Genomic DNA, 26259 nt, shown 5'->3' on the forward strand with positions numbered 1-26259 from the left:
CAAAAAATGCTTGCATCCGCCAAGCCAAGCGTTTCTTGCGGTGGATCGGCGCAGCGGCCATCGGCACGCTCGTGAATTGGGCAGCCGCGGGCCATTGGCCGTCGCGACGGTTGCCGCGATGGAGATAGACAGAAGTGAGCATCGATGCGGGCGCGCCCGTCCTGATCCCGGAAAATGCCGCGTTCCAGACCGTGGCCGTGAAGTGGGTGCGCCACTGGAACGAGCATCTGTTCAGCTTCGCCGTCGAGCGGCCGGCGTCGTTCCGCTTCCGCTCGGGCGAGTTCGTGATGATCGGCCTGCCCGGTGAGGGCGAAGGGGTGGCGGGCAAGCCGCCCAAGCCGGTGATGCGCGCCTATTCGATCGCCAGCCCGTCCTGGGCCGAGGAGCTGGAATTCCTGTCGATCAAGGTGCCGGACGGCCCGCTGACCGGCCGGTTGCAGGCGGTGAAGCCCGGCGACCAATTGTACATGGGCAAGAAGCCGACCGGCACTTTGGTGCTCGATGCGCTGCTGGGCGGCAAGCGGCTGTTCCTGCTGTCGACCGGTACGGGGCTGGCTCCTTTCCTGAGCGTCGCGCGCGATCCGGAAGCCTATGAGCGGTTCGAGCAGGTGGTGATCGTCCACGGCGTGCGCCGCGTCGACGATCTGGCGTGGCACGACATGCTCAGCGAGCGGCTGGCCGACGATCCGCTGGTGTCCGACCAGGCCGCCGAGCAGTTCCATTACCTGCCGTGCGTCACGCGCGAGGAATTCCACACCATGGGCCGGATCACCACGCTGATCGAAGACGGCCGGCTGTTCGGCGCGCCGCTGGTCGGCGATACGCGCTTCAACCCGGAAACCGACCGCGTGATGCTGTGCGGATCGACCGCGATGATCCGCGAAACCGCCGGCATCCTGGAAGCGGCGGGGCTGACCGAAGGGTCGAACGCCAACCCCGGCCAGTTCGTGATCGAGCGCGCGTTCGTCGACTGAGGGAAGCAGAACGTCACCCCGGCGAAGGCCGGGATCTTCGTGGAGCGGGCGATGCGCTCGCCCACCGGAAGATCCCAGCTTTCGCCGGGATGACGTTCAACGTTCGTGCTCCGGCGAAGGCCGGCGCCCAGGCGGGCGGACGGCGGCCCGCCCGGCCCCGGATCACACCCGCGCCATCCCCTTCAGCACCTTGTCAAGCGTCAGCGGATAGTCGCGGATGCGCACGCCGCAGGCGTTGTAGACCGCATTGGCGACCGCCGCGGCGGCGCCGCACAGGCCCAGTTCGCCGACGCCCTTGGCCTTCATCGGCGAGGTCTTGTCGTCGAGCGTGTCGAGGAACACCACTTCCTGATGCGGCACGTCGAGGTGCACGGGGACGTGATACTCGGCCAAGTCGTGATTGACGAAATAGCCGAAGCGCGGATCGACGACCGCATCCTCCATCAACGCCGCGCCGATCCCCATCGACATCCCGCCGATCACCTGGCTGCGCGCCGATACGGGGTTGAGGATGCGCCCGGCGTCGTACACGCCCGCCATGCGGCGCACGCGGATCTCGCCGGTGTGCGCATCGACGCCCGCCTCGACGAAATGCGCGCCGAACGTCGCCTGCGCATAATCGTCGTTGAGGCGTCCGAACTCGATCGTGTCCTCGCCGCTGATCCCCTCGTCGCCGGCGGCCTTCGCCAGATCGACCGAGCGCCCGCCGTCGCTGACCTTGCCGTCGGCGAAGGTGGCGCGATCGGGGTCGAAGCCCAGTTTCTGTGCGATGCGGCGACGCAGGTCGACGCACGCGGCATAGACGCCCGCGGTCGAGCTGTTGCCGCCCCATTGCCCGCCCGACCCGGCCGATGCGGGAAAGCGGCTGTCGCCCAGCAGGACGATGACCTTGTCGAGCGGCACGCCCATCATCTCCGCCGCGGTCTGCGCGATGATCGTATAGCTGCCGGTGCCGATGTCGGTCATGTCGGTGGCGACGGTTACCACGCCCTTGCGGTCGACGCCGACACGCGCGCCGCTCTTCATGTTCATGTTGTTACGGAACGCCGCGGCCATGCCCATGCCGACCAGCCAGCGCCCGTCGCGGACCGTGCCGGGCGTCGGATTGCGCCGCGACCAGCCGAAGCGCTGCGCGCCTTCCTCCAGGCAGCGCACCAGGTTGCGGTCCGAAAACGGTCGTTCGGGCTTTTCGGGATCGACCTGCGTATCGTTGATGACGCGCAGGCGCACCGGGTCCATCCCCAGCTTTTCCGCCAGTTCGTCCATCGCGACTTCCAGCGCCATCATCCCCGGCGCCTCTCCGGGCGCGCGCATCGCATTGGCTTCGGGCAGGTCGAGCACCGCGAGCCGGGTCTCGGTCAGCCGGTTGGCGCCGGCGTAGAGCAACTGCGTCTGGTTGGCCGCCGTCTCCGGCCCGCCGCCGGGCAGGTCGCCCGACCACGTCTGATGCGCGATCGCGGTGATCTTGCCCGTCTTGTCCGCGCCCAGCCGGATGCGCTGGATCGTCGCGGGGCGGTGGGTGGTGTTGTTCATCACCTGCTGCCGGGCCAGCGCCACCTTGACCGGGCGCTTCGCCGCGCGCGCGGCCAGCGCGGCCATCACCGCGTCCGAGCGCACCCACAGCTTCCCGCCGAACCCGCCGCCGATATAGGGGGAGACGACGCGGATCTTCTCCTTCGGGATCAGCAGCGTCTCGCTCATGTCGCGCACCGCCCAGGCGATCATCTGGTTCGACGTCCACAGCGTCACCGTGTCGCCGTCCCACGCCGCGATGGTGGCGTGCGGCTCCATCATCGTGTGGCTCTGGTCGGGGGTGGTATAGGTGGCATCGACCGTCACCGGCGCCGCGGCGAAGGCGCGCGCAAAGTCGCCCACCGCGGTCTTCATCTTGTCGCCCGGGGCGATCGGCGCGCCGGCCTTCGCCGCGGCCAGATTGTAGCGGCCCTTTGCGCGCGCATAGTCGACGCGCACCCGCTTTGCGGCGTCACGTGCCTGTTCGAACGTCTCGGCAACGACGATCGCCACCGCCTGATCGTAATGTTCGACCATCGGGCCGGCGAGCATCGTGGCGGTATGCGCCTTCGCCTTGCCCAGCTTGCCGGCGTTTTCGCGGGTGACGATCGCGATCACGCCGGGCGCGCGCTCGGCATCGGCGGTATCGATGCGCGCGATCCGCCCCTTGGCCACCGCGCTGCCGACGATCACGCCATAAGCGTGGCCGGGCGCGACGTCGTTGCGCTCGAAGGCGTAGGGCGCGGTGCCGGTCACCTTCAGCGGGCCGTCGATGCGCGGCGTCGGCTTGCCGATCACGCGGCGCTGGTCGATCGGATTGGTGCCCGCGGGCGTCTCGAACTTCATGCCGCGGCTCCTTCGGCAAGGACCGAGGCGAGCGTTCGCTCCACCAGCGGCACCTTGAATGCATTCTGGTCGGTGGTCTGCGCGCCGGCCAGCGCGGCGGCGGCAATCGCCTTCGCCCCGCCGTCGACGCGGGTCTCGGCCGCCTCGACCCGCCACGGCTTGTGCGCAAGGCCGCCGAAGGCGAAGCGCGCGGTCCCGGTCGTCGGACGCAGCACCGCCGCGACCGAGATGGTGGCGAAGGCATAGGAGGAGCGGTCGCGCACCTTGCGATAGATGTGCGTGCCGCCGACCGGCGCGGGCAGGGTCACCGCGGTGATCATCTCGCCCGCGACCAGCGCGGTTTCCACCCACGGCGTGCCGCCGGGCAGGCGGTGGAAATCGGCGATCGCGATACGCCGCGCCTGACCATTGGGCATCACCGTCTCGACGGTCGCGTCGAGCGCGCGCATCGCCACCGCCATGTCGCTGGGGTGCGTGGCGATGCAATCCTTGCTGGTGCCCAGGATCGCCAGGTTGCGGTTGAACCCACCGATCGCGGCACAGCCCGACCCCGGCTGGCGCTTGTTGCACGGCTGGTTGGTGTCGTAGAAATACGGGCAGCGCGTGCGCTGGAGCAGGTTGCCCGCGGTCGTCGCCTTGTTGCGCAGCTGCCCAGAGGCGCCCGACACCAGCGCGCGGCTCAGCACGCCGTAATCGCGGCGCACGCGCGGATCGGCGGCCAGCGCGGTGTTGCGGACCAGCGCGCCGACCCGCAATCCGCCCTCGGCGGTCGGCTCGATCGTGTCGAGGCCCAGCCGGTTGACGTCGACCAGGTGGCGCGGCGTCTCGATCTGCAATTTCATCAGGTCGAGCAGGTTGGTGCCGCCCGCGACGAATTTGGCGCCCGGCGTGCGGGCGACCGCTGCGGCCGCGGCGGCGGGGCTGGCGGCGCGTTCGTAGGTGAAGGGCTTCATGCGACGTCCTTTGCCCCCGCCACGTCGGCGATCGCGGCGATGATGTTGGAATAAGCGGCGCAGCGGCAGATGTTGCCGCTCATCCGCTCGCGCAGTTCCTCGCCGGTCAGCGCGGGTTTGCCCGCGACGTCGGCGGTGACGTAGCTTGGCACGCCGTCCTTGATCTCCTCCAGCACCGCGATCGAGCTCATGATCTGGCCGGGGGTGCAATAACCGCACTGGAAGCCGTCATGCTTCACGAACGCGGCCTGCATCGGGTGGAGGTCGCCGGGGCGGCCCAGCCCCTCGATCGTGGTGATGTCGTCGCCGTCATGCATCACCGCCAGCGTCAGGCACGAATTGATCCGCTTGCCCTCCACCATCACGGTGCACGCGCCGCACTGGCCGTGATCGCAGCCCTTCTTGCTGCCGGTCAGCTCCAGATGCTCGCGCAGCGCATCGAGCAGCGTGACGCGCGGATCGAGTTCCAGTGCGCGCGCCTTGCCGTTGACGGTGAAACGGACCGGGACGGCCGGCGGCGCGGGCTGCGCCGGGGCGGCCCCGGCGTCGATCGGCACCGCCCCGGCGGCAGCGGCGGCGGCACCGCCGACGAGCGCGCCGCGGCGCGACAGGGTAAAGGCCGGTTTGTCGTTCATGAAAGTCCCCCTGGGCAGCCGGTATCGAGACGGATTCGCCCGTCGAAGTTCTGCATCGCGGAACGCCGCTGATCCAGATCGTTTCCGACTGTATCGAACGGTATACGGTCATGGGCCGCGGGTCATATCGCGCTTGCGCTGCGCCGCGCTTGCGCCATGGTCACCGCTGTCACCATTTGCCGGAGCCGATCGACCGTGCGTTTCCTTCTGTCCGTGGCGCTGATCGCGCTGACCCCCTATCCCGTCCTCGCCCAGAGCCAGCCGCCGTCCCAGCCGACGTCCCAGCCCGCCGCCGCCACCGCCGACGGCCCGGTACGCGGCTTCACCGGCGCCGACCTGTTCGGCCTGTCGATCGCCAGCGATCCGCAGATCAGCCCGGATGGCCGCCAGATCGCCTATGTCCGGCGTACCGGCGACATCATGACCGATCGCATGGCCGGATCGCTGTGGCTGATCGATGTGGCCAGCGGGCGGCAGACGCCGCTGGTCGCATCGGGCAGCAACCCGCGCTGGTCGCCGGACGGCACGCGCATCGCCTATGTCGCGGGCGACGGCGATGCGGCGCAGCTGTTCGTGCGCTGGGTGGCGACCGGCGTGTCGGCGCGCATCACCAGCTTTCCCGGCGATCCGGGCGCGATCGCCTGGTCGCCCGACGGGCGGCAGATCGCCTATATCGCCAATGTCGCGGGTGACGCCGCCACGCTGGGCAAGGCACCGGCCAAGCCGGAGGGTGCGAAATGGGCGCCGCCGCTGGAGGTGATCGATCGCATCACCTATCGCAACGACGGGCCGGGGTATCGCAAGCCGGGCTACGACCATCTGTTCGTGGTCGGCGCGGACGGCGGCGCGGCGCGCCAGCTCACCTTCGGCCGGTTCGACGACGAAGGCCCGCTGTCGTGGAGCCGCGACGGCCGCCGCATCACCTTTTCCGCGATCCGCGCGAAGGATGCCGAGCGCGAGGTGATGAACACCGACGTCCATGCCGTCGACGTCGCCACCGGTGCGTTGACTACGCTGACCACGCGCGACGGGCCGGACGGCGGCGCGCGTTGGTCGCCGGACGGTACGCGGCTCGCCTGGGTGGGGTTCGACGACAAGCGCCGCGCCTATGAGAATGGCGAACTGTACGTCGGCGGCGCGGACGGCGCGGCGCCGCGGTCGCTGACCGCGTCGCTCGACCGCACGATCGAGGATGCGCAATGGGCCGGCGACGGGCGCAGCCTGTTCGCCAGCTATGACGACCATGGCCTGCGCAAGCTGGCGCGGATCGGGCTGGACGGGCGCGTCGTGCCGGTCGCCGACAATCTGAAGGGCGGCGGGCTGGACCGGCCGTACACCGGCGGCGACTTCTCGGTCTCGACCGGCGGCGCGGTCGCCTTTACCGGCGGCGGGGCGGAGGCGCCGGCCGACGTGTGGCTGTGGTCCGGCGGCAAGGCGCGTCGCCTGACCGATCTCAACGCGATGCTGGCGACGGCCAAGGCGATGGCGCCGGTGCGCAAGATCGCGGTGACCGCGCCGGACGGCCGCTCCATCGATGCGTGGATCGCCACCCCGCCGGGGCGCCGGCCGGGGCAGCGCGTGCCGCTGGTGCTCGAAATCCACGGCGGCCCGCATGCCGCCTACGGCCCCGGTTTCGGCACCGACATGCAATTGTACGCCGCCGCCGGCTATGCCGTGCTGTGGACCAACCCGCGCGGTTCCACCTCCTATGGCGCGGAATTCGCCAACCTGATCAACAAGACCTATCCGGCGCAGGATTACGACGACCTGATGGCCGCCGTGGATGCCGCGATCGCGGACGGCACCGCCGATCCCGACAATCTGTTCGTCACCGGCGGATCGGGCGGCGGGCTGCTGACCGCGTGGATCGTCGGCAAGAACAACCGGTTCAAGGCCGCGGCGACGCAGAAGCCGGTCGTCAACTGGATCAGCGAGGCGCTGACCATGGACAACACGCTGTTCACGTCGCGCTACTGGTTCGCCAAGCTGCCGTGGGAGGATCCGATGGGCTATTGGAACCGCTCCCCGCTCAGCCTGGTCGGCAATGTGAAGACGCCCACACTGGTGGTGGTCGGCAGCGAGGATTATCGCACGCCGGTCAGCGAGGCGGAGCAATACTACGCCGCGTTGCGCATCGCCGGGGTTCCCAGCGCGCTGGTGAAGGTGCCGGGCGCCAGCCACGGCGGGCTGGCGGCGCGCCCGTCGCAATCCGCGGCGCGCATTGCGGCCATTGTCGCATGGTTTGATCGTTATCGTACCGCTACAAAGGGCGATGCCCAGTGATAAAGCATTATTTATCAACGAAATTTCCGTAGATAGGTGATGTGTGACGGCGGAGTGGCGAGGATGGAATACCCCCATGCGATCCTGATGGACGCGCTCCGTCGGAAGAATGCGGTGCTGGAAGGCATCAACCGGATCTTCCGCGAGGCGCTGTCCGCCTCGTCGGAGGAAACGCTGGGCCAGATGTGCCTGGCGGTGGCCGAGGACGTCACCGGCGCCGCGTTCAGCTTCATGGGGGAGGTGAACGACACGACCGGCCGGCTCGACGATCTGGCGATCAGCGAGCGCGGCTGGGCGGCCTTCACCCGCGACGATCCACAATGGCCGCGCGGCAAGCTGCTCAACGGGTTCCATGTCCACGGGCTGCACGGGCGGGTCGTGCGCGACGGGGTGAGCCTGATCGCCAACGATCCGGCGACCCACCCCGACCGGATCGGCACGCCGGACGGCCACCCGCCGCTCCGCAGTTTCATGGGCGTGCCGCTGCGTCACGGTGGTCGGACGATCGGGCTGATCGCGCTGGGCAACCGCGAGGGCGGGTTTCGCGACGAGGAACGCGAAATGGTGGAGGAAATGGCCCCCGCGATCGTCCAGGCGCTGATGCGCCAGCGCGCCGAGCGGCACTTGCGCGAAAGCGAGGCGATGCGCGATGCCATGTTCGAGCTGGTGCCGGCCATGCTGTGGCGCGCCGATTCCGAAGGGCGCACCCTTGCCACCAACAGCCAGTGGCAACGCCTGACCGGTCAGCCGTTCTACGAAAGCAGCGACTGGGGTTGGCTGGAGCAGATCCACCCCGACGACGCCCCCGCCAGCGAGCGCGCGTTCCGCCATGCCTATGCAAGCGGAGAGCCGCTGACCCATCAGCATCGCGTGCGCCAGCGCGACGGCAGCTATCGCTGGTATCTGGTCCGCCAGGTTCCGGTCCGCGATGACCGGCGGGCCGTCACCCACTGGCTGGGCGCGGCAAGCGACGTCAGCGAGCTGCGCCTGCTCCAGGATCGTCAGCGCGAGCTGGTCGCGGAGTTGCAGTATCGCGTGCGCAACATCCTGACGGTGGTACGGTCGGTGTTCGCGCAGACGGTCGATTCGGGTGCCGCGCTGGACGAGGTCGCCGACCATTTCCGCGGCCGGCTCGATTCGCTGGCGCGCACGCAATCGGTGGTGGCGCAGACCGCCAGCGGGCGCGTCGACCTGGAAAATCTGATCCGCGACGAATTGCTCAACGTCGGCGTGGGGGAGGGGGCCGGGCTACGGCTGGACGGTCCCGATGTTGCGCTGCCGCCGATGGTGGCGGAGGTGCTGGGCCTGACCATCCACGAACTCGCGATCAACGCGGTCAAGTTCGGCGCGTTCAAGGTGCCCGGCGCGCGGGTCGACATCGGCTGGTCGGTCGACGCCGCAACCGACGCGACGGCGCCCCGCCTGCGGCTCGCCTGGACCGAAAAGGGGGTGCCCGCGGTGCCGATCGCGCCGGCACGTCAGGGATTCGGCACGCTGCTGATCGAGGATTCGCTGCCGCGGCGGCTGGATGCGACGGCGACGCTGGAATTCCTGGGCGGTGGCGTGCGCTGCACTATTGACGTGCCGCTGGTCGATGGCGATGCGATGCTGTGAGCGCGCGGGGATGCGGCGCGACGCGGCACGAATGGGCGGCGCGAATCGTGACGGCGGCGCGGGTGCGCGTCAAGCACCTGGCAGGCCGCTCCTCCCGGTGGGGCACCGCTTGGCCGCATCGGCCGTGCTATCCGGCGTAAAGGACTATATTGATTGGCATTACCCAATCTGGTGTAGGCTGTGTGTCGCCACCCGGATGTACCCCCCGACGTCCTGTCATCCGAGCGGTCGAGCGTCTGGTGCCAAGGAGAATATGCAATGCCCCGCAACAACGCGCACGCCGCAGACGCTCGGCACGAGCTGGCACGTGAACCCGCGCTGGTCGGGCTCGCCGCGCTGGGTCTGAACGACGCCGCTGGCGCCGCCAGCCTGGCGGATGCCGTCGCCCGCGCCTATCCGGTCCGTGCGCGCCGCGAGCTGACCAGCGAGGGGCGCCCGATCGCCGAGCCGCGGATGCTGCTGCGCGGCTGGGCGGCGCGGGTGCGATTGCTGCCGGACGGCCGCCGCCAGTTCATGAGCTTCCTGCTGCCCGGCGACCTGATCGGGATGAGCGCGCAGCCGCAGCCGCTGGCGGCGGCGACGGTGATCGCGGTGACCGACGTCGTCGCCTGCCGCCCGCCGTCGATCGAAGAGACACCCGCGCTGGCCGGTGCCTATGCGCTGAGCGCGGCGCTGGACGAGGCGTATCTGCTGGCGCAGATCACCCGGCTGGGGCGGCTCAACGCGCAGGAGCGGATCGCCGACCTGCTGCTCGAACTCCACGAACGGCTGACGCGTAACGAGATGGCGCAGGGCAATGCCTTTGACCTGCCGCTGACCCAGGAAGTGCTGGCCGATGCGCTCGGCCTCACCTCGGTCCATGTCAACCGCATGGTCCAGCAGGCGCGCCGTGACGGCGACCTGCAATGGAAGGGCGGCCGCGTCACGCTGGCCGATCCGGCCGCGCTGGCCCGCAAAATCGGGCGCACGCCGCCGCGCGTGTCCGGCATGCAGGGGGTGGCCGTCGCGATCGTGGCGCCGTCGGCGTAACGCAGGGGGCGGCGGCAGCGCCGCCTTTTCTGATCGGCGCGGGTCCGGCGGTGCAGCCGTTCCCGACCGCGCGCGTTGGGCGCGCATGACCCGTTTCTGGCTGATCGCCAACGCCCGCTCCGGTTCGGTGTCCGACACGACGCGGGAGGGCGTGGTCGCGGCGCTCGAGTCGCGCGGCGCGCTGGCAGGGCGCACCGACTTTCCGACCGAGCCATTGCCCGAACCGCGGGACCTGACCGCGGCGGGGGTCGATACCGTCGCGGTGCTGGCCGGTGACGGCACCATCAACGCGGCGGCGCGGCGCTACGCCGACTGGCCGGGCGCGCTGCTGATCCTGCCCGGTGGCACGATGAACCTGCTGGCGCGGGCGCTGCACGGCGATGCGGCGCCTGTGGCGATCGTCGAGCTGCTCGATCAGGCGCGGGCGGTCGATCTGCCGGTCATCGCCGCGGCGGAGCATCGCGCGTTCGTCGGCGTCATCCTCGGCCCGGCGACGGCATGGAACCGCGCACGCGAGCGCTGGCGCGCGGGCCGCTGGCGCGGCGCGTTGCGCGCGGTGCGCGCCGCCTGGCACCGCTCGCGCGGGCGCGGCATCGCGATCGAGGGGGTTGCCGGGCGCCCGCAGGCGGTGTTCGTCAGCGCCGGCGACGATGCGCTGCGGATCGCCGCGGTCGATGCGTCGGACGGGCGGATGCTCGCGGAACTCGGCTGGGAATGGCTGACCGGCGATTGGATCGCGGCGGGGGCGGTCACCAGTCTCCACCGCCCGACGATGCGGGTTCACGGCCGTCGCCCGGTCGCCGCCTTGTTCGACGGTGAACCCGCGCTCTTGCCAGCGGGCAGCGTTCTGCGCTTGGAACGATCGCGCCCGATGTTCCTTCAGACCCGCCCGATCCTGCTTCAGACCCGAAAGCCCGCCGCATGACCAAGCTGTTCCACGTAAGCGACGTCCATTTCGGCGCGGAAGACCCCGCGGCGATCGCGTGGTTCGCCGATTGCGTCGCCGGCGAGCGCCCCGATGCGGTGATCATGACCGGCGACCTGACGATGCGCGCCACCACGCGCGAGTTCGAGGCGGGCGGCGCGTGGTTGCGCAGCCTGGGCGTGCCGGTGACGCTGGAGGTCGGTAACCACGATTTGCCGTATTATTGGGACCCGATCCGCCGGCTGTTCGCGCCCTATTCGCGCTATGCCGCGGTCGAGAAGATGATCGAACGGCCGCTCGACGTCGACGGGATCACCGTCGTCCCGCTCAAGACCACCGCGCGCGCGCAATGGCGGTGGAACTGGTCGAAGGGGCGGGTCAGCCCCGGTTCGCTGCGCCGCGCGCTGGCGATCATCGCCGATGCGCCGAAGGATCACCTGATCTTCGTCGCCGGGCACCACCCGCTGATCGAGGGCGGGACGACCGGGACGGCGCGCACCCGCAACGGCGACGTCGCGCTGGCGGCGCTGGCGGATGCGGGCGCACATGCGGTGCTGTCGGGCCATGTCCACGATCCGTTCGACATCCCCTATGACCGCAACGGCTGGCGCGTGCGGATGATCGGCGCGGGCACGCTGTCGAAGCGGACGCGCGCCACCCCGCCCGCCTTCAATGAAATCCGCGTGACCGGCCGCACGTTCGAGACGTTCGTGCGCCATATGGGGGAGGCGTCGCACCCGATCAGCGGCTCGACCACCGCCGGGGCGACGGCATGACGGGGGCGGTGGCGTCGGCGCGCGCCATCGCCTATTGCCGCTGACGTGCCCAAGAAACCGCCGCCCGGCCTGCCCACGCGCCAGCAGATCCTCGATTTCATCGCCACGTCCGATGTCCCCGCCGGCAAGCGCGAGATCGCGCGCGCCTTCGCCCTGTCAGCGCAGGAGAAGATCGCGCTCAAGGCGCTGCTCAAGGACATGGCGGACGAAGGGTTGATCGACAGCGCCCCCGGCCGCGCCTTCCACGCGATGGGCGGCCTGCCCAAGGTGACGGTGCTGCGTATCGTCGACGTCGACGACGGCGGCAACGTCTGGGCCGCGCCGGAACGGTGGGACACCGACGTGCCCGCGCCGCGCATCCGCGTGCGCGAACGCAAACGCGGCGCGCTGGGCGTCGGCGAGCGCGTGCTGGCGCGCACCGAGGAAACCGGCGGCGGCTGGACCGCGCACCCGATGAAGGTGCTGAAACCCAGCGCCGAACAGATGATCGGCGTGCTGCGCGGCGACGGCGAGCGGATGTGGTTGCAGGCGGTCGACAAGAAGGAGCGGCGCGAAGTCGCCGTCTCCGATGCCGGCGGTGCGGATGCGGGCGAGCTGGTACTGGCGGAAAAGGCCGGGCGCCCGCCGCGGATCACCGCGCGGGTGGTGCAGCGGCTGGGCGATCCGTTCGCGCCGCGCAGTTTCTCACTGATCGCGATCCACCGGCTGGGCATCCCCGACGTCTTCGCCGCGGAGGCGCTGGAGGAAGCGGCGCGGGTCGCGCGCCAGCCGCTGGGCGCGGGCCGCGAGGATCTGACCCACCTGCCGATCGTCGCGATCGACCCGGCGGATGCGCGCGATCACGACGACGCCGTCTGGGCCGCGCCCGATGACGATCCCGCGAACGAGGGCGGGTGGAAGGCGATCGTCGCGATCGCCGACGTCAGTTTCTATGTCCGCCCCGGCAGCGCGCTGGACCGCGAGGCGCGCCGTCGCGGCAATTCGGTCTATTTCCCCGACCGCGTCGTGCCGATGCTGCCGGAAATCCTTTCCGCCGACGTGTGTTCGCTGAAGGAAGGGGAGGATCGCGCCGCGCTCGCCTGCCATCTGCAGGTGTCGAAGGCGGGGGCGCTCACGGCATGGCGCTTCACCCGCGCGACCGTCCGGCTGGCGGCGAACATAGCCTATGAGGACGCGCAGGCGGCGATCGACCGTCATGCGTCATCCCGGCGAACACCGGGATCTCCCCCCGCCACCGACACGCCCACGGCGCCCGATCCCGGTGTTCGCTGGGATGACGGGCTTGTCGACACGGCGCTCATCCCCCTGTGGGACTGCTGGCGCGCCCTCGCCAAGGCGCGCGATGCCCGTGCCCCGCTGGAACTCGACCTGCCCGAACGCCGCGTGGTGCTGGACGAGCAGGGCCGCATCATGTCGGTCGCCGCGCGCGAGCGGCTCGACGCGCATCGGCTGATCGAGGATTACATGATCGCCGCCAACGTCGCCGCCGCCAAGGCGCTGGAGGCGAAGAAGGCGCCGGTGATGTACCGCGTCCACGAACCCCCCGCGCGCGAGAAGCTGGTCGCGCTCAAGGATTATCTGGAGACGTTCGGCGTCCCCTTCGCGCTGGGGCAGGTGATCCGGCCCAAGACGTTCAACCATCTGATCGAGCGGGTCGGCGACGCCGATTTCCGGCCGGAAATCATGGAGCAGATTCTGCGTTCGCAGACGCAGGCCTATTATGCGCCCGCCAACCACGGCCATTTCGGGCTGGCGCTGGGCAGCTATGCGCATTTCACCTCGCCGATCCGCCGCTATGCCGACCTGATGGTGCACCGCGCTCTGGTGTCCGCTTATGCGCTGGGACCGGGCGGGCTTGGCGGGGACGAGGATTTCGAGCGCGTCGGCGAGACGATCAGCGCGCTGGAACGCCGCGCGATGGAGGCCGAGCGCGAGACGATCGACCGCTATGTCGCCGCCTTCCTGGCCGAGCGTGTCGGGCAGATCGTGCCGGTGCGGATCACCGGGGTGACCAATTTCGGCTTCTTCGCGACGGTCGAGGGGATGGGCGGCGACGGGTTGATGCCGGTGCGTGACCTGGGCGGCGAATATTTCCGCTTCGACGAGGGCGCCCGGCGGCTGGTGGGCGAAACCAGCGGCGAGGAATATGCGCAGGGCCAGCGGCTTGACCTGCGGCTGGCGGAGGCCAATCCGGTGTCGGGCGCGCTGCGCTTCGAACTGCCCGAGGGCCGCTACGGCACGCCCGCCGGCGGCGCGCGCGGCGGTACGCGGCGCAGCGAGGGCGCCAAGCCGCCCCGCGTGCTCAAGCGGCGCGGGCGGCCGGGCAACATCCACCATCAGGGGCGGAAATAGCGTAGAAGGAATCGCAGGCGATGTCGGGGACGGTGGTGGCGGCAATGGTGGCGCGCGCGCGCAAGCGCATCGAATGGCATTTCGTGTCGGCGGGCGCGACCCGCAAGGAAAGCGCGATCGCCTTCGAACGGCCGGCGGGGCGGCTGGAACGGCGCGTCTTCGACCGGATGGTGGCGTTCGGCGCGATCGAGAAGACCCCGGCGGGCACCTTCTGGCTGGTGGAAAAGCGGCTGGGCGATTTCCGCAAGGAATCGCTGGCGCGCGTGCTGGGCATCCTGGCGGTGGCGGGTTTCGCCGCCGCGGGCGCGATGCTGATCGGGGGGTAGGGGGCTGATCGGGGGTAGGGGCGGGCCGTCGTCCGGACCGGGTTCGTCACCCCAGCGCCGGCTGGGGTCTCCCCGTTGGGAAGCGCCACGCCGCCCCGGCAACAGACCCCGGCTTTCGCTGGGGTGACGATCATGGCTAGGACGGGCTGACGGTAGCGGATTCCCACCCACCGCAAAAGAAAGGCCTCCCCCGACACCCGCCGGGAGAGGCCTCATCCGCTATCGGAACGACAGGCCGATCAGGCGACCTTCGCCTTCAGCGCGTCGACCAGGTCGGTCTTTTCCCAGGTGAACAGGTCGCCCTCCGGCGTGCGGCCGAAATGGCCGTAGGCGGCGGTCTTCGAATAGATCGGGGCGTTGAGCTTCAGATGCTCGCGGATGCCCTTGGGCGTCAGGCGGACGAGCTGCGGCAGCGCCGCCTCCAGCTTCGCTTCCTCGACCGTGCCGGTGCCGTGCAGGTCGACATAGACCGACAGCGGCTCGGCGATGCCGATCGCATAGGACAGCTGGATCGTGCAGCGCTTGGCCAGCCCCGCCGCGACGACGTTCTTCGCCAGATAGCGCGCGACATAGGCGGCCGAGCGGTCGACCTTGGTCGGGTCCTTGCCGCTGAACGCGCCGCCGCCGTGCGGGGCCGCGCCGCCATAGGTATCGACGATGATCTTGCGGCCGGTCAGCCCGGCGTCGCCGTCCGGCCCGCCGATCTCGAACTGGCCGGTCGGATTGATGTAGATCTTCGTCGCATCGTCGATGAAGCCGTCCGGCAGCACGTCGGTGAACACGCCCATCACGTAATCGCGCAGCACCGCATATTTCGCGGCGTCGGCGTTCTCGCCCTTCTCGCAATAGCCGGGGGCGTGCTGGGTCGACACGACCAGCGCGGTCGCCTTCACTGGCACGCCGCCTTCGTACTGCAACGTCACCTGGCTCTTGGCGTCCGGCTCCAGGAACGGCGCGGCGCCCGAATGGCGGTCGGCAGCCATCCGCTCCAGGATCTTGTGGCTGTAATATAGCGTGGCGGGCATCAGGCCCGGCGTCTCGTCGGTCGCGTAACCGAACATGATGCCCTGGTCGCCCGCGCCCTCGTCCTTGTTGCCGCTTTCGTCGACGCCCATCGCGATATGCGCGGACTGGCCGTGCAGTTCGTTGAGGAAGCGGAATTCGTTCCAGTGGAAGCCCGACTGTTCGTAGCCGATGCGCTTCACGGTCGCGCGGACGGTCGCCTCGATCTCCGCCTCGATCCCCGGCGCCCACTGACCGTCCTCATACACGCCCTTGCCGCGGATCTCGCCCGCCAGCACGACCAGCTGGGTGGTCGTCAGCGTCTCGCACGCGACGCGCGCCTCGGGGTCCTTGGACAGGAACAGATCGACGATCGAATCGGAAATCTGGTCCGCCACCTTGTCCGGGTGACCTTCGGAAACGGACTCGGAGGTGAAGATGAACGACTGACGCATGGGCGCTCCGGCAGGTGATAACGATATAAAGATGCCTTTATGTCTCTATCGCGAGCGGCGGCGGATGGCAAATGCGATCGCCACCAGCATGGCACCGACGATCGCCGCCATCGCATTGCCCAGTTGCGCGAACGGCGTCGGCGCGCGCGCGGGCGGGATCGGTAGGTCGATCGCCCCGGCGCGATGGTGCGGCACCACGCCCAGCACCTCGCCGTCGGCGGAGATCACCGACGAATTGCTGTTGGGTGTGGCGCGCACGATCGGCAGCCCTTCCTCGATCGCGCGCAGCTGCGCCTGGCGCAGGAACTGCGGCGGACCCCAGGTGCCGAACCACGCCTCGTTCGACGGGTTGAAGATCAGCCGCGGGCGATGTGCGCGGTCGGTGACATGGCCGGAAAAGATGATCTCGTAACACACCTGTACCCCCAACGGGCCGAAGGTCGTCAGGTCCAGCGTGCGCGGGCCGGGGCCGGGGATGAAATCGATATCGCCCGGCACCAGCCGCGACAGCCCCAACGGGCGCAGCAGCCATGGCATCGGGAGATACTCGCCATAGGGGACCAGATGCGCCTTGTCGTAGCGCCAGCGGATGCGCCCGCGCGGGTCGATCAGGAACACCGAATTGGCCGCGCTCTCGACCTCGCCGGCGGAATCGAAATGCAGCGCGGTGCCCCCCGTCATCAACAGGTCGCGCGGCCCCAGCACCGACGCCATCCGCGCGCGTGTGGCATAGGGGCTGGTCGCGCCATAGATCCACGTCGGATAATCGTCCTCGATGAAGTCCCGGATCACGCCTTCGGGCCACAGCACCAGCCGCGGCGCGGCACCGGGGCGCCCCGACAGCCGGGTGAGCCGCGCGAGCATCATCGCCTGATCGCTCTCGCCGCGCTGGTCCTGCGCCACATTGGGCTGGACGGTGACGACGCGCGGGTCGGTCGGCCCGTCGCGCGTATCGGAATCGGGGACGTCGCCGACGCCGCGCACCACCTGCACCGCCAGCAGCGCGACCAGCGCGGCGGCCAGCGGCCAGCGCCGCCGCGTGACCAGCAGCAGGAGCGCGCCGGCGGTGACGACGAACAGCCCGGACAGCGCATAGGTGCCGATATCGCGCCCCAGCAGCGCGACGTCGTTGACGGGAAGCCCCAGCCAGATCACGCCCAGCGGATCCCAGGCATAGCCGGTGAACACCCAGCTGCGCAGCCATTCGGTCAGGATCCACGCCGCGCCGAACAGCAGCACAAACGCGGTGTCGATCGCGGGGCGCCGGAACCGCCACGCCAGCGCGGCGGCGATCGCGGGATAGACCGCCAGATACAGCGCCAGCGCCAGCGGCGCGACATAACCCAGTACCGGCGGCATCTTGTCCTGAAAGTCGAAAGCGTGCTGGAACCAATTGTCGTTGATCGTGAAATGCCCGACCCCGAACGCCCAGCCGCGCCACGCCGCGCCGCGCCACGTCGGCGCGTCGTGCACCAGCCACATCCACCCCGCCAGGCAGGCGAGCGTCAGCCACCACCAGTCCAGCGGGGCGAAGCCGCACGCGGCGGCGGCGCCCAGCAACAGGGCGGCAAGGGCGGGGTAGCGGCGGAGCACGGTCATCGGCGGGGGTGATGTCCTGATCGGGCGGCGCCGACAAGCCGGCGTCGCGGAAAGGTGTCGCAAGGGGTGACGTCCGCCTGGCGCAGGCGTATCACAACCGCATGACACTGCGCCCGTTCCATCTCGCCTTTCCCGTCCACGATCTGGCCGCCGCGCGCGATTTCTACACGCGCGTGCTCGGCTGTACGGAAGGGCGGTCGAGCGACCAGTGGATCGACTTTGATTTCGGCGGGCACCAGATCGTCGCGCACCTCGATCCGGCGGCGCGCGCGGTGGCGGTGGAAAATGCCGTGGACGGCCATCACGTGCCGGTCCCGCATTTCGGCATCGTGCTGACGATGGACGACTGGCAGGCGCTGGCCGCGCGGGTGGAGGCGGCGGGCGTGCCGTTCGGCATCGCGCCCTATGTGCGGTTCAAGGGGTTGCCGGGCGAGCAGGCGACGATGTTCTTTCGCGATCCCAGCGGCAACGCGCTGGAGTTCAAGGCGTTCGCCGACGACGCGATGTTGTTCGAAACGGAGACCCGCCGATGAGCCAGCCGATCGAAGTGGACCTGCCGCACCAGTTGGGCGTCGCGGCGGCGCGGCAGCGGATCGAGGGCGGGTTCGGCAAGCTGGCCGACTATGTCCCCGGCGGGCATGTCGCCGAACATCGCTGGGACGGCGACACGCTGCACTTCATCGTCGAGGGGATGGGCCAGCGGATCGCGGTCAGGCTGGAAGTCGCCGAACGCAACGTCCATGCGGTGTTCGACCTGCCCGGCTTCCTGGCGATGTTCGCCGAACCGCTGCGCCAGAAATTGCAGAAGGACGGGCCGAAGCTGCTGGAGTGACCCGTCATCCCGGCGCAGGCCGGGATCTTCCGGTTGTCGGAGGGTCGTTCACGTCGGAAAGACCCCAGCCTTCGCCGGGGTGACGGCGACCGAACGTCATCCCGGCGAAAGCTGGGATCTCCCCGTTGCGACGCCCCCTATTTCTCAGCGCTCACCCGCCAGATCGCGTTGCCGACGTCGTCCGCCACCAGCAGCGCGCCCGTCTTGTCGGTGATGACCCCCACCGGGCGGCCATGCGCCTTGCCGTCGGCGTCGACGAAGCCGGTCAGCACGTCGACCGGCTTCGATCCCGCGACCGGCCAGCCGGCCGGCGTGAACGGCACGAACACCACCTTGTAGCCCGACAGCGGCGAGCGGTTCCACGATCCATGCTCGCCGATGAACGCGCCGCGCACGAAACGGTCGCCCAGCCTGGCGTCGGCGGCAAAGGTCAGCCCCAGCGCGGCGACGTGCGGACCGAGCGCATAGTCGGGGCGCTTCGAATATTGCTGGAGCTCGGGGTTCTTCGGCTCGACGCGGTTGTCGACATAGCCGCCCCAATAATACCACGGCCAGCCGAAATGGTCGCCCAGTTCCACCGCGGTCAGATAATCGGGGACCAGGTCCGACCCCAGCATGTCGCGCTCGTTCACCACCGTCCACAGCCGGTTGGTGCCGGGCACCAATGCCATGCCGTTGGGGTTGCGCAGCCCGGCGGCGAAGACGCGATAGGTCTTCTCCTTGGGCCATACCTGCAGGATCGCGGCACGGTTGCGTTCGGCGGCCAGCCCGTTCTCGGCGATGTTCGACGACGAGCCGACCGACACGTACAGCGTCCTGCCGTCCTCCGCCGGGATGACGTTGCGCGCCCAGTGGTTGCCGCCGCCGGGCAGCTTGACGACCAGTTCGGGCTTCGCGGTGATCTTCGTGGCGCCCTCGGTATAGGGCACGCGTACCAGCGCATCGGTGTTGGCGATGTACAGCTGCCCGTCCAGCAACGCCATGCCGAACGGCGAGTTCAGCCCGGTCATGAACGGCGTCTTCAGCTCCGCCACGCCGTCGCCGTCGGCATCGCGCAGCAGCGTGATGCGGTTGGCGGACGGCACGCCCGCGCCGACCCGCCCCATCAGCACGCGCATCACCCAGCCGGTGATCCCGCCGCCCTTGCGCGGGGGCGAATTGGTCTCGGCGACCAGTACGTCGCCATTGGGCAGGCGGTACAGCCAGCGCGGATGGTCCAGCCCGGTCGCGAAGGCGGCGACGCGCAGCCCCGCGGCGGCGGTCGGGGTCTGCCCCTGTGCCCAGCCGATCGGCTTGGCGGTCTTCACCGTCGGGATCACCTGTTCGCGCGGCGCGGTGATGTCGGGCCGCGCCCCGGCGACCGCCGCTACGTCCTGCCGCGCCTTGTCCGGCCAGGCGAACCACGCGAAAACCGCGATCGCGATGACGAGGAGCAGGGCGAGCACCCGGAGGATGTGTTTGCGCATGGCGCAGGTCTACCGCGTCGCCGGGGCGGGGGCCATCCCCCCTCCCGACAATCGCTGTGCCGGGTCGCGGTAACGCCATCCGCTACCGGCTGCCGACGATGGGCAAATCCGGTCCGCGTGCGCCGCGCATGACGCCTTTCGCGATGGGCTGGGACAATGCCGCGGTTACCGTGCCCCACCGGATGGCGGTTCCCGAGCAATGGATGATTAATCGGGAGGGTTGCGCGCGCGCACCAACCAGCAAGCGCAATCGAAAGATGCCGCGCCATCGGTCACGAACCCGGCGAACGCTTCGTCAAGCGCGACCTCGACCGTGGCACGCAGCCCTTCTTCAAGGTCGGGAAGCGTCATGCCGACCCGCCCCATGCGCCGGACGTAGGTCGAAAGATCGCCGGCCGGCAAGCGGCACGGCACGTCGATCGGGCTGATGTCGATGGCATCCCATCCAGCGTCGCGAAGGATGTTCTCGACGCGCGCCGCATCCGCGAAGGCAAACTGACCCGGCGCATCGGAATCGGCCGGGGCTGTCCATCCGAGTAGCGGTGCCGCCGCCAACTCTCCTGCCATCATGAAGGGGTTCTCGGACCGGCTTCGCCAAACGACGCCGGTCAGCGTTCCGGCGGGACGGATGGCGCCCCGGATATTGGCAAAAGCGCTTGTGGGATCGTCGAAAAACATGACTCCAAAGCGGGAGATCACGGCGTCGAACGTATGCGGGGCAAAGTGATGCCGTTGCGCGTCGCCCTCCAGGAATTGCGCATTGGCCAGTCCCTCCGCTTCCGCCCTCCGCCGCGCCACGTTCAGCAGGGGGAGGGAAACATCGATCCCCGTGCAGCGACCCGCCCCGCGTCGCCGGGCGAACGCCAGCGTCGTCGCGCCCGTGCCGCAGCCGATATCCAGAACATCTCTGATCCGATCGGTCAGGGTGGCATCGATGATGATCTCCCCGAATGGAAGGAACAGGCGATCCAGGAGCGGCTGGAGATCCGCCCATGCGTGACCGCGCCGCGCGTTCCACACAGGCTCCTTATTCACCTTGCCGCTCCATCGCCGATCCTTGTGGACAGATGTGATTCGCGCCATCATGCCACCTCAAGTCAACTTGAGGTCAAGCATGTCGTTGATCGATATCGTCGAGGTCTGTCGTCGTACCGGCCTGAAGGCGTCGACATTGCGATATTACGAGGAGGTCGGGCTGATCGAGTCGCTTGGTCGGCGTGGTCTGCGCAGGCTCTTCGCTCCCGATGTCACGGATCGGCTGTCGGTGATCGCCCTGGGCCGCGCGGCGGGCTTGTCGCTGGCGGAGATCGGCGGGATGGTCGGAGCGGATGGCACCATCACGGTCGATCGCGCCCTGCTCGTCAAGAAAGCGGACGGAATCGATCAAACGATCAAGCGGTTGAAAGCGGTGCGCGATGGCTTGCGGCACGCGGCAGCCTGTCCTGCCGCCCAGCATGACGCTTGCCCCACTTTCCAGCGTCTTCGGACGGTCGCACTCGGCCGCATACGCCATGCGACATCCCGGCCGACCTGATGTTGTCGATAGGCCCGAACACGAGCCTCCATCGGGATGGCGATGGCGCACGGAATGCGGGGCGTCATCGCAGCGGGCCGTTTTTTCCGAAACCCGTTCGCAGATGGATTGTCCTCGAATGTCGACCGGAGATGAGGGATCGTGTCGAGCGGGGCGAGGTCCTCCCGCGGAGCAACATGCAATGAAGACCGGTTTCGTCCGCCCGGCATCGGATCTGATCGAGGTCGTGGCCGGCTTTCGCCAGCGCGTCTCGCTATCGTCTGCGCCACCGTTGACCCTGGCGCTTCCCGCACGCCCCGAGCTGTTCGTCGAATTCTATTTCGGCAATCCCTATCGGACCCGATCCGGTCATGCTCCGTCCACCGTGCTTGTCGGCCCCACGACGCGCTATCATACGGACATCGAGATCGCCGGGACGATCGATACCTTTACGATCAAGTTCCAGCCCAGCGGAGTGCACCGGCTTTTCGGTCTGCCGGGGCCGCTCCTGGTCGATATGGCGGAAGAGGCCGGCGCCGTTGAGGCGGGATTTCGCGACTTGCGCGAACGGTTGCAGGTTACGCCGCATTTCCCCCGCCGTATCGACATCGCGCAGGCTTGGCTGCGCACACGGATGCTGTCCGCGCGATCCCCGGATGTGATCGACCGGGCGGCCCGACTGATTCGACGATCGGCGGGATGCGTTCGTCTCGACCACTTGGCGGCACAATGCGCGATCGACCCGCGCAGCTTCCGCCGCCGGTTTGTCGAGGCGGTCGGCGTGTCCCCCAAGCTGTACAGCCGTATCTCCCGCTTCCATGCGGCGCTGGAGCTGAAGGGGCAACAGCCGACGCTGACGTGGACGCATGTATCGCAGCGGTTCGGCTATTTCGATCAGTCGCATCTGTTGCGCGACATGTCCGCCTTTGCCGACGGCATGGCGGTTCCCGGTCGATACCGGTCAAGAGACACGGATGCCGCTGCCGATATTTCCTATTCCGGCCGCTAGGCCGGTGTCATCCCTCTCCACGGCCGTCCCGCCGCATGGAGACCCGATCGATGCCCTCACCGTCCGCCACACCCGCCGATATCGTCGCATGGCTGGAGGCCCATTGCCGGGCGTGGAACGAGGATGACGTGCCCGGAATGTTCGCCACCGCCGCGCCGGATCTCCACTGGGTCAATGTGGTCGGCATGCACTGGCACGGGCGGGACGCATCGATCGCAGCGCATGTCGCCTTTTTTCGCCAGATGTTCGCGGGGGTGCCTTTGACGCTCGCGGCGATCGAAAGCGTGACGGCCGTCGATGTGAATGTGCGGGTCGTCGTCGTGCGATGGCAGGTCGGCGATTATGTCGTGCCGACCGGAGAGGTCATTGCCGGGGAGGAAAACCGTATGAGCCTGGTCTTCTCCGGTTCGGACGACGCGCTGCGGTTGCGGCACGTCGCCAATGTCCGCATCGATCCGATCGCCGCCCGGCACGACCCGGTGCACTCGATGAATGCGGGGTAAACCGCCATGCAGCGGGATACGGATTGGCGTCGCCCGCGCCCCATTCACCTTGGATCGTGACCCGCCTTCTGGTGTGGCGCAACGGGGTAGCGTCGGGGGGCCACGAAGGGCGCCATTCCCGGTACGCGCACGGCGCCCGCACCGCAAAGGAAACGCGCTGCCGCCCCCGTTTCGGGTGGCGACAGCGCGTGAGGGGTCGGGGAAGGCCGCCGGCGTGGGGGGCACGCCGACGACCCCCGGCCGGACAGCGTTCGGGCGACCCGAAGGGCTTGCCTGGCCGGTCAGCGAGGGAGGAACAGGCCGCCGACGCGGCGTCGGCCTATCCCTCCCAATTCGTCAATGACTTGCTAGCCGATCGATCAGCGCTTGGCCAGATCAAATCGGTCAGCGTCCATGACCTTGCACCATGCCGCGACGAAGTCGGTCACGAACTTTTCGTGGGCGTCGGCGCTGGCGTAGACCTCGACCAGCCCGCGCAGTTGCGAGTTCGAACCGAACACCAGATCGGTGCGGGTCGCCGTCCACTTCTTCTCGTCGGTGGCGCGATCGGTGCCGACATAGGTTTCGTCGCCCTCGCCATCCACCTGCTTCCACGCAATGCCCATGTCGAGCAGGTTGACGAAGAAGTCGGTGGTCAGCTGCCCGATGCGATCGGTCAGCACGCCGTGCTGCGAATCGCCGTGGTTGACGCCCAGCACGCGCAGCCCGCCGACCAGTGCGGTCATCGACGGCGCGCTCAGCCCCAGCAGCTGCGCACGGTCGAGCAGCAGCTCCTCGGTCGGCACGTTGAACCGCACCTGCAGGTAGTTGCGGAACCCGTCCGCCTTCGGCTCCAGCACGTCGAAGCCGGCGGCATCGGTCTGTTCCGCGGTCGCATCGGTGCGGCCGGGGGTGAAGGGCACGGTCACGTCATGCCCGGCATCCTTCGCCGCCTTCTCGATCCCGGCGGCACCGCCCAGCACGATCAGGTCGGCGATCGACACCTTCTTGCCGCCGGCGGCCGCGCCGTCGAACTCGGCCTTGACCTGTTCCAGCACCGACAGGACGCGCGCCAGCTTGGCCGGTTCGTTGACGTCCCAGTCCTTCTGCGGGGTCAGGCGGATGCGCGCGCCATTGGCGCCGCCGCGATGGTCGGACCCGCGATAGGTGCTGGCCGATGCCCAGGCAGTACGCACCAGATCGGCGACCGACAGGCCGGACCCGAGCAGCTTGGCCTTCAGCGCGGCAATATCCGCATCGTCGATCAGCGGGTGGTCGAGCGCGGGGATCGGATCCTGCCAGATCAGATCCTCGGCCGGCACGTCGGCGCCCAGGTAGCGCGCCTTCGGCCCCATGTCGCGGTGGCACAGCTTGAACCACGCGCGCGCGAAGGCATCGGCGAAGTAATCGGGGTCGGCCCGGAACTTCTCCATCACCTTGCGATATTCCGGGTCGACCTTCATCGCCATGTCGGCGGTGGTCATCATCGTCGGCACGCGGCGGTCGGGGCTGTGCGCGCCGGGCGCCAGCGTCTCGGCCGGGTTGCCGACCGGCTGCCACTGCTTGGCGCCCGCCGGGCTGCGCACCAGTTCGTACTCATGGTCGAGCAGCATGTCGAAATAGGACATGTCCCACTGGATCGGCGTCGGCGTCCATGCGCCCTCGATGCCGCTGGTGATCGTGTGATCGCCGAAGCCGCTTTCGTGCGTGGAATGCCAGCCAAGCCCCATCTGCGCGATGTCCGACCCTTCCGGCTCGGCACCCACCAGCGACGCGTCGCCCGCGCCGTGCGCCTTGCCGAACGTGTGGCCGCCCGCGGTCAGCGCGACGGTTTCCTCGTCGTTCATGCCCATCCGCGCGAACGTCTCGCGGATGTCGCGCGCCGACTGCGCCGCATCGGGGTTGCCGCCCGGCCCCTCGGGATTGACGTAGATGAGGCCCATCTGGATCGCGGCCAGCGGGCTTTCCAGCACCATCTCGCGGTCGGGCTGGATGCGGGTCTGGTTGTCGGCGTGGCCGACCCATTCCTCCTCGGTGCCCCAGTAGACGTCCTTCTCCGGCTCGTAATCGTCCTTGCGGCCGCCGCCGAAGCCGAACACCGGGCCGCCCATCGATTCGATCGCGACATTGCCGGTCAGGATGAACAGGTCCGCCCAGCTGAGCTTGCGGCCATATTTCTGCTTGATCGGCCACAGCAGCCGGCGCGCCTTGTCGAGGTTGGCGTTGTCCGGCCAGCTGTTGAGCGGGGCGAAGCGCTGTGCGCCCGAGGAGGCGCCGCCGCGCCCGTCGCCGGTGCGATAAGTGCCCGCCGAATGCCACGCCATGCGGATGAAGAACGGGCCGTAATGGCCGTAATCCGCCGGCCACCACGGCTGGCTGTCGGTCATCAGCGCGCGCAGGTCCGCCTTCACCGCCTCCAGGTCGAGCGACAGGAATTCCTTCGCATAGTCGAAATCGTCGCCCCACGGATTGCCGGTGACGCCGCGCTGGTGGAGGATGTCGAGCGGCAGCTGGTTGGGCCACCAGTCGCGGTTGGTGCGGCCCAGCAGCGACCGCAGCGCGCCCGGCTCCTTCATCGGGCAGCCCAGCGGGCTGCCATCGGCGATCTTGTCCATCGGGTCATCTCCTCTCAACCGCCGCCCGTTCCGGGCGATCGACGCGGACAATGTGCCCGCGCCTTCGTACGGATCAATGACAGGAAGCTAGATCAGACCCACTGATCGGGAAAATGCGAATTACTGGATGGTATGATCGACAGGAGCGATCAGATGCCCTCGTCGCTGGCCAGCGGGACCGGGGGGTGAAGCCGGACGCGGTTGATGCGGCGTTCGTCGGCATCCACCACCTCGATCCGCCAGCCGCTGGGATGGTCGATGCACGTCCCCGCCTCGGGCACGCGCCCCGCCAGCACCGCGGTCAGCCCGCCGATCGTGTCGACGTCGCTCTGCGCCTCGGCCAGCCGCATGTCGATCGCGCGGCCGACATCCTCCAGCTCGACGCGCGCATCCACGTCCCACGCGCCGTCGTCGAGCGGGACCATCAGCACCTCGGGCGCCTCGTCATGCTCGTCCTCGATCTCGCCGACGATCTCCTCGATCAGGTCCTCGATCGTGACCAGGCCTTCGGTGCCCGAATATTCGTCCAGCACCACCGCCAGGTGGATGCGCGACTGGCGCATGTCGGCCAGCAGGTCGAGCGCGCCGCGGCTCATGGGCACGTACAGCGGCTGGCGGATCAGCGCGGCGATGCTGTCAGGACGCTCGCCGCCGACCGCCATGATCGCGAACACGTCCTTGATGTGGACCATGCCGATGATGTGATCCAGATTGTCGCGATACACCGGCAGGCGGCTGACCCCCGCCTCGGCGAACACCTGCACCAGGTGGTCGAAGCTGGTGGCTTCCTCCACCGCGATCACGTCGGCGCGCGGCACGCCGACGTCGCCGGCATCGCGCTCCCCGAAATGCAGCAGATTGCGCACCATCTGCCGTTCCAGCGGGGTCAGGTCGCCCTTGGCATCGGGGGCGGGATCGTCCTCATGCTGGTCGATCACGTCCTCCAGCCGGTCGCGCAGCGTTTCCTCGTGCTGTTCGCCGAAGATCAGGTTGCGCAGTCCGGCCAGCAGGCCATTGTCATGGTGGTCGCCGTTGCCGGCGCTACTTCGGTCGTCGGCCAT

At 69.0% G+C, this 26259-nt stretch carries 22 protein-coding genes; 13 read left to right on the forward strand and 9 right to left on the reverse strand.

What is annotated here, in order from left to right; all coding sequences use genetic code 11:
- The first annotated feature begins 134 nt into the window (after nucleotides 1–134).
- Nucleotides 135–974, forward strand: coding sequence for a ferredoxin--NADP reductase (locus COA17_RS13440; RefSeq protein WP_066485075.1), 840 nt, complete (start codon nucleotides 135–137; stop codon nucleotides 972–974).
- Nucleotides 975–1136: 162 nt separating this feature from the next.
- Here the strand turns inward: COA17_RS13440 and paoC are convergent, their stop codons facing one another.
- Genes paoC through paoA form a run of 3 tightly spaced genes read right to left on the reverse strand, consistent with a single transcriptional unit; the run spans nucleotide 1137 to nucleotide 4920 of the window.
- Nucleotides 1137–3332, reverse strand: a complete 2196-nt coding sequence (gene paoC / locus COA17_RS13445) for an aldehyde oxidoreductase molybdenum-binding subunit PaoC (protein ID WP_096613108.1) — start codon at nucleotides 3330–3332, stop codon at nucleotides 1137–1139.
- Entirely contained in the window at nucleotides 3329–4285 is a 957-nt protein-coding gene (locus COA17_RS13450) for an FAD binding domain-containing protein (protein WP_096613110.1), read from the reverse strand. The genes paoC and COA17_RS13450 overlap by 4 nt, the downstream gene beginning before the upstream one ends.
- Nucleotides 4282–4920: an aldehyde dehydrogenase iron-sulfur subunit PaoA gene (gene paoA / locus COA17_RS13455; protein WP_096613112.1), complete on the reverse strand. Its 639-nt coding sequence runs from the start codon at nucleotides 4918–4920 to the stop codon at nucleotides 4282–4284. The genes COA17_RS13450 and paoA overlap by 4 nt, the downstream gene beginning before the upstream one ends.
- Before the next feature lie 156 nt (nucleotides 4921–5076).
- On the opposite strand from paoA, the gene COA17_RS13460 reads away from it, so the two are divergent.
- The 7 genes from COA17_RS13460 to COA17_RS13490 all read left to right on the forward strand — a co-directional run bounded on the left by COA17_RS13460 (nucleotide 5077) and on the right by COA17_RS13490 (nucleotide 14225).
- Nucleotides 5077–7203 (forward strand): S9 family peptidase, encoded by a 2127-nt coding sequence (locus COA17_RS13460; protein ID WP_096613114.1) that lies wholly within the window; start codon nucleotides 5077–5079, stop codon nucleotides 7201–7203.
- Nucleotides 7204–7266: 63 nt separating this feature from the next.
- Nucleotides 7267–8817 (forward strand): sensor histidine kinase, encoded by a 1551-nt coding sequence (locus tag COA17_RS13465; RefSeq protein ID WP_066491735.1) that lies wholly within the window; start codon nucleotides 7267–7269, stop codon nucleotides 8815–8817.
- Between the two features lie 258 nt (nucleotides 8818–9075).
- A complete protein-coding gene (locus COA17_RS13470; protein WP_096613116.1) occupies nucleotides 9076–9846 on the forward strand; it encodes a Crp/Fnr family transcriptional regulator in 771 nt (256 codons plus the stop codon).
- Between the two features lie 85 nt (nucleotides 9847–9931).
- Nucleotides 9932–10771, forward strand: coding sequence for a diacylglycerol/lipid kinase family protein (locus tag COA17_RS13475; protein WP_096613118.1), 840 nt, complete (start codon nucleotides 9932–9934; stop codon nucleotides 10769–10771).
- A complete protein-coding gene (locus COA17_RS13480; RefSeq protein WP_066491731.1) occupies nucleotides 10768–11547 on the forward strand; it encodes a metallophosphoesterase family protein in 780 nt (259 codons plus the stop codon). The genes COA17_RS13475 and COA17_RS13480 overlap by 4 nt, the downstream gene beginning before the upstream one ends.
- A 45-nt stretch (nucleotides 11548–11592) precedes the next feature.
- The gene (locus COA17_RS13485; RefSeq protein WP_096613120.1) at nucleotides 11593–13899 is read left to right on the forward strand and encodes a ribonuclease R family protein; all 2307 of its coding nucleotides are present in this window, start codon (nucleotides 11593–11595) and stop codon (nucleotides 13897–13899) included.
- 20 nt (nucleotides 13900–13919) lie between these two features.
- Nucleotides 13920–14225, forward strand: a complete 306-nt coding sequence (locus COA17_RS13490) for a hypothetical protein (RefSeq protein WP_066491725.1) — start codon at nucleotides 13920–13922, stop codon at nucleotides 14223–14225.
- Nucleotides 14226–14464: 239 nt separating this feature from the next.
- Here COA17_RS13490 and metK read toward each other — a convergent pair whose 3' ends face one another.
- Both metK and lnt read right to left on the reverse strand, forming a co-directional pair.
- Nucleotides 14465–15682 (reverse strand): methionine adenosyltransferase, encoded by a 1218-nt coding sequence (gene metK / locus COA17_RS13495; RefSeq protein WP_066487201.1) that lies wholly within the window; start codon nucleotides 15680–15682, stop codon nucleotides 14465–14467.
- 45 nt (nucleotides 15683–15727) lie between these two features.
- The gene (gene lnt, locus COA17_RS13500) at nucleotides 15728–17281 is read right to left on the reverse strand and encodes an apolipoprotein N-acyltransferase (protein ID WP_096613122.1); all 1554 of its coding nucleotides are present in this window, start codon (nucleotides 17279–17281) and stop codon (nucleotides 15728–15730) included.
- A 101-nt stretch (nucleotides 17282–17382) separates the two neighbouring features.
- Here lnt and COA17_RS13505 point away from each other — a divergent pair, with 101 nt between their 5' ends.
- Entirely contained in the window at nucleotides 17383–17814 is a 432-nt protein-coding gene (locus COA17_RS13505; protein WP_096613124.1) for a VOC family protein, read from the forward strand.
- On the forward strand, nucleotides 17811–18113 hold the full coding sequence (locus COA17_RS13510) for a polyhydroxyalkanoic acid system family protein (RefSeq protein ID WP_066489258.1): 303 nt from the start codon (nucleotides 17811–17813) through the stop codon (nucleotides 18111–18113). Before COA17_RS13505 ends, COA17_RS13510 begins: the two co-directional genes overlap by 4 nt.
- A gap of 137 nt (nucleotides 18114–18250) precedes the next feature.
- Here the strand turns inward: COA17_RS13510 and COA17_RS13515 are convergent, their stop codons facing one another.
- A complete protein-coding gene (locus tag COA17_RS13515) occupies nucleotides 18251–19579 on the reverse strand; it encodes a PQQ-dependent sugar dehydrogenase (protein ID WP_096613126.1) in 1329 nt (442 codons plus the stop codon).
- 207 nt (nucleotides 19580–19786) lie between these two features.
- Nucleotides 19787–20614 (reverse strand): class I SAM-dependent methyltransferase, encoded by an 828-nt coding sequence (locus tag COA17_RS13520; protein ID WP_217991016.1) that lies wholly within the window; start codon nucleotides 20612–20614, stop codon nucleotides 19787–19789.
- A gap of 79 nt (nucleotides 20615–20693) precedes the next feature.
- Between COA17_RS13520 and COA17_RS13525 the strand changes: the two genes are divergently transcribed.
- The 3 genes from COA17_RS13525 (at nucleotide 20694) to COA17_RS13535 (ending at nucleotide 22604) form a co-directional block, all read left to right on the forward strand.
- Nucleotides 20694–21113 (forward strand): helix-turn-helix domain-containing protein, encoded by a 420-nt coding sequence (locus COA17_RS13525; protein WP_096613128.1) that lies wholly within the window; start codon nucleotides 20694–20696, stop codon nucleotides 21111–21113.
- 226 nt (nucleotides 21114–21339) lie between these two features.
- Nucleotides 21340–22101 carry a helix-turn-helix domain-containing protein gene (locus COA17_RS13530; protein WP_176484910.1) on the forward strand — a complete coding sequence of 254 codons (762 nt, stop codon included), beginning with the start codon at nucleotides 21340–21342 and terminating at the stop codon, nucleotides 22099–22101.
- A gap of 50 nt (nucleotides 22102–22151) precedes the next feature.
- On the forward strand, nucleotides 22152–22604 hold the full coding sequence (locus COA17_RS13535; protein ID WP_176484911.1) for an SgcJ/EcaC family oxidoreductase: 453 nt from the start codon (nucleotides 22152–22154) through the stop codon (nucleotides 22602–22604).
- A 359-nt stretch (nucleotides 22605–22963) separates the two neighbouring features.
- Here COA17_RS13535 and katG read toward each other — a convergent pair whose 3' ends face one another.
- The gene (gene katG / locus COA17_RS13540; protein WP_096613130.1) at nucleotides 22964–25198 is read right to left on the reverse strand and encodes a catalase/peroxidase HPI; all 2235 of its coding nucleotides are present in this window, start codon (nucleotides 25196–25198) and stop codon (nucleotides 22964–22966) included.
- Between the two features lie 149 nt (nucleotides 25199–25347).
- Nucleotides 25348–26259, reverse strand: a complete 912-nt coding sequence (locus COA17_RS13545; RefSeq protein ID WP_096613132.1) for a hemolysin family protein — start codon at nucleotides 26257–26259, stop codon at nucleotides 25348–25350.

Origin of the sequence: Sphingomonas ginsenosidimutans (genome assembly GCF_002374835.1) — a bacterium.
Classification (GTDB): Bacteria; Pseudomonadota; Alphaproteobacteria; order Sphingomonadales; family Sphingomonadaceae; genus Sphingomonas; species Sphingomonas ginsenosidimutans.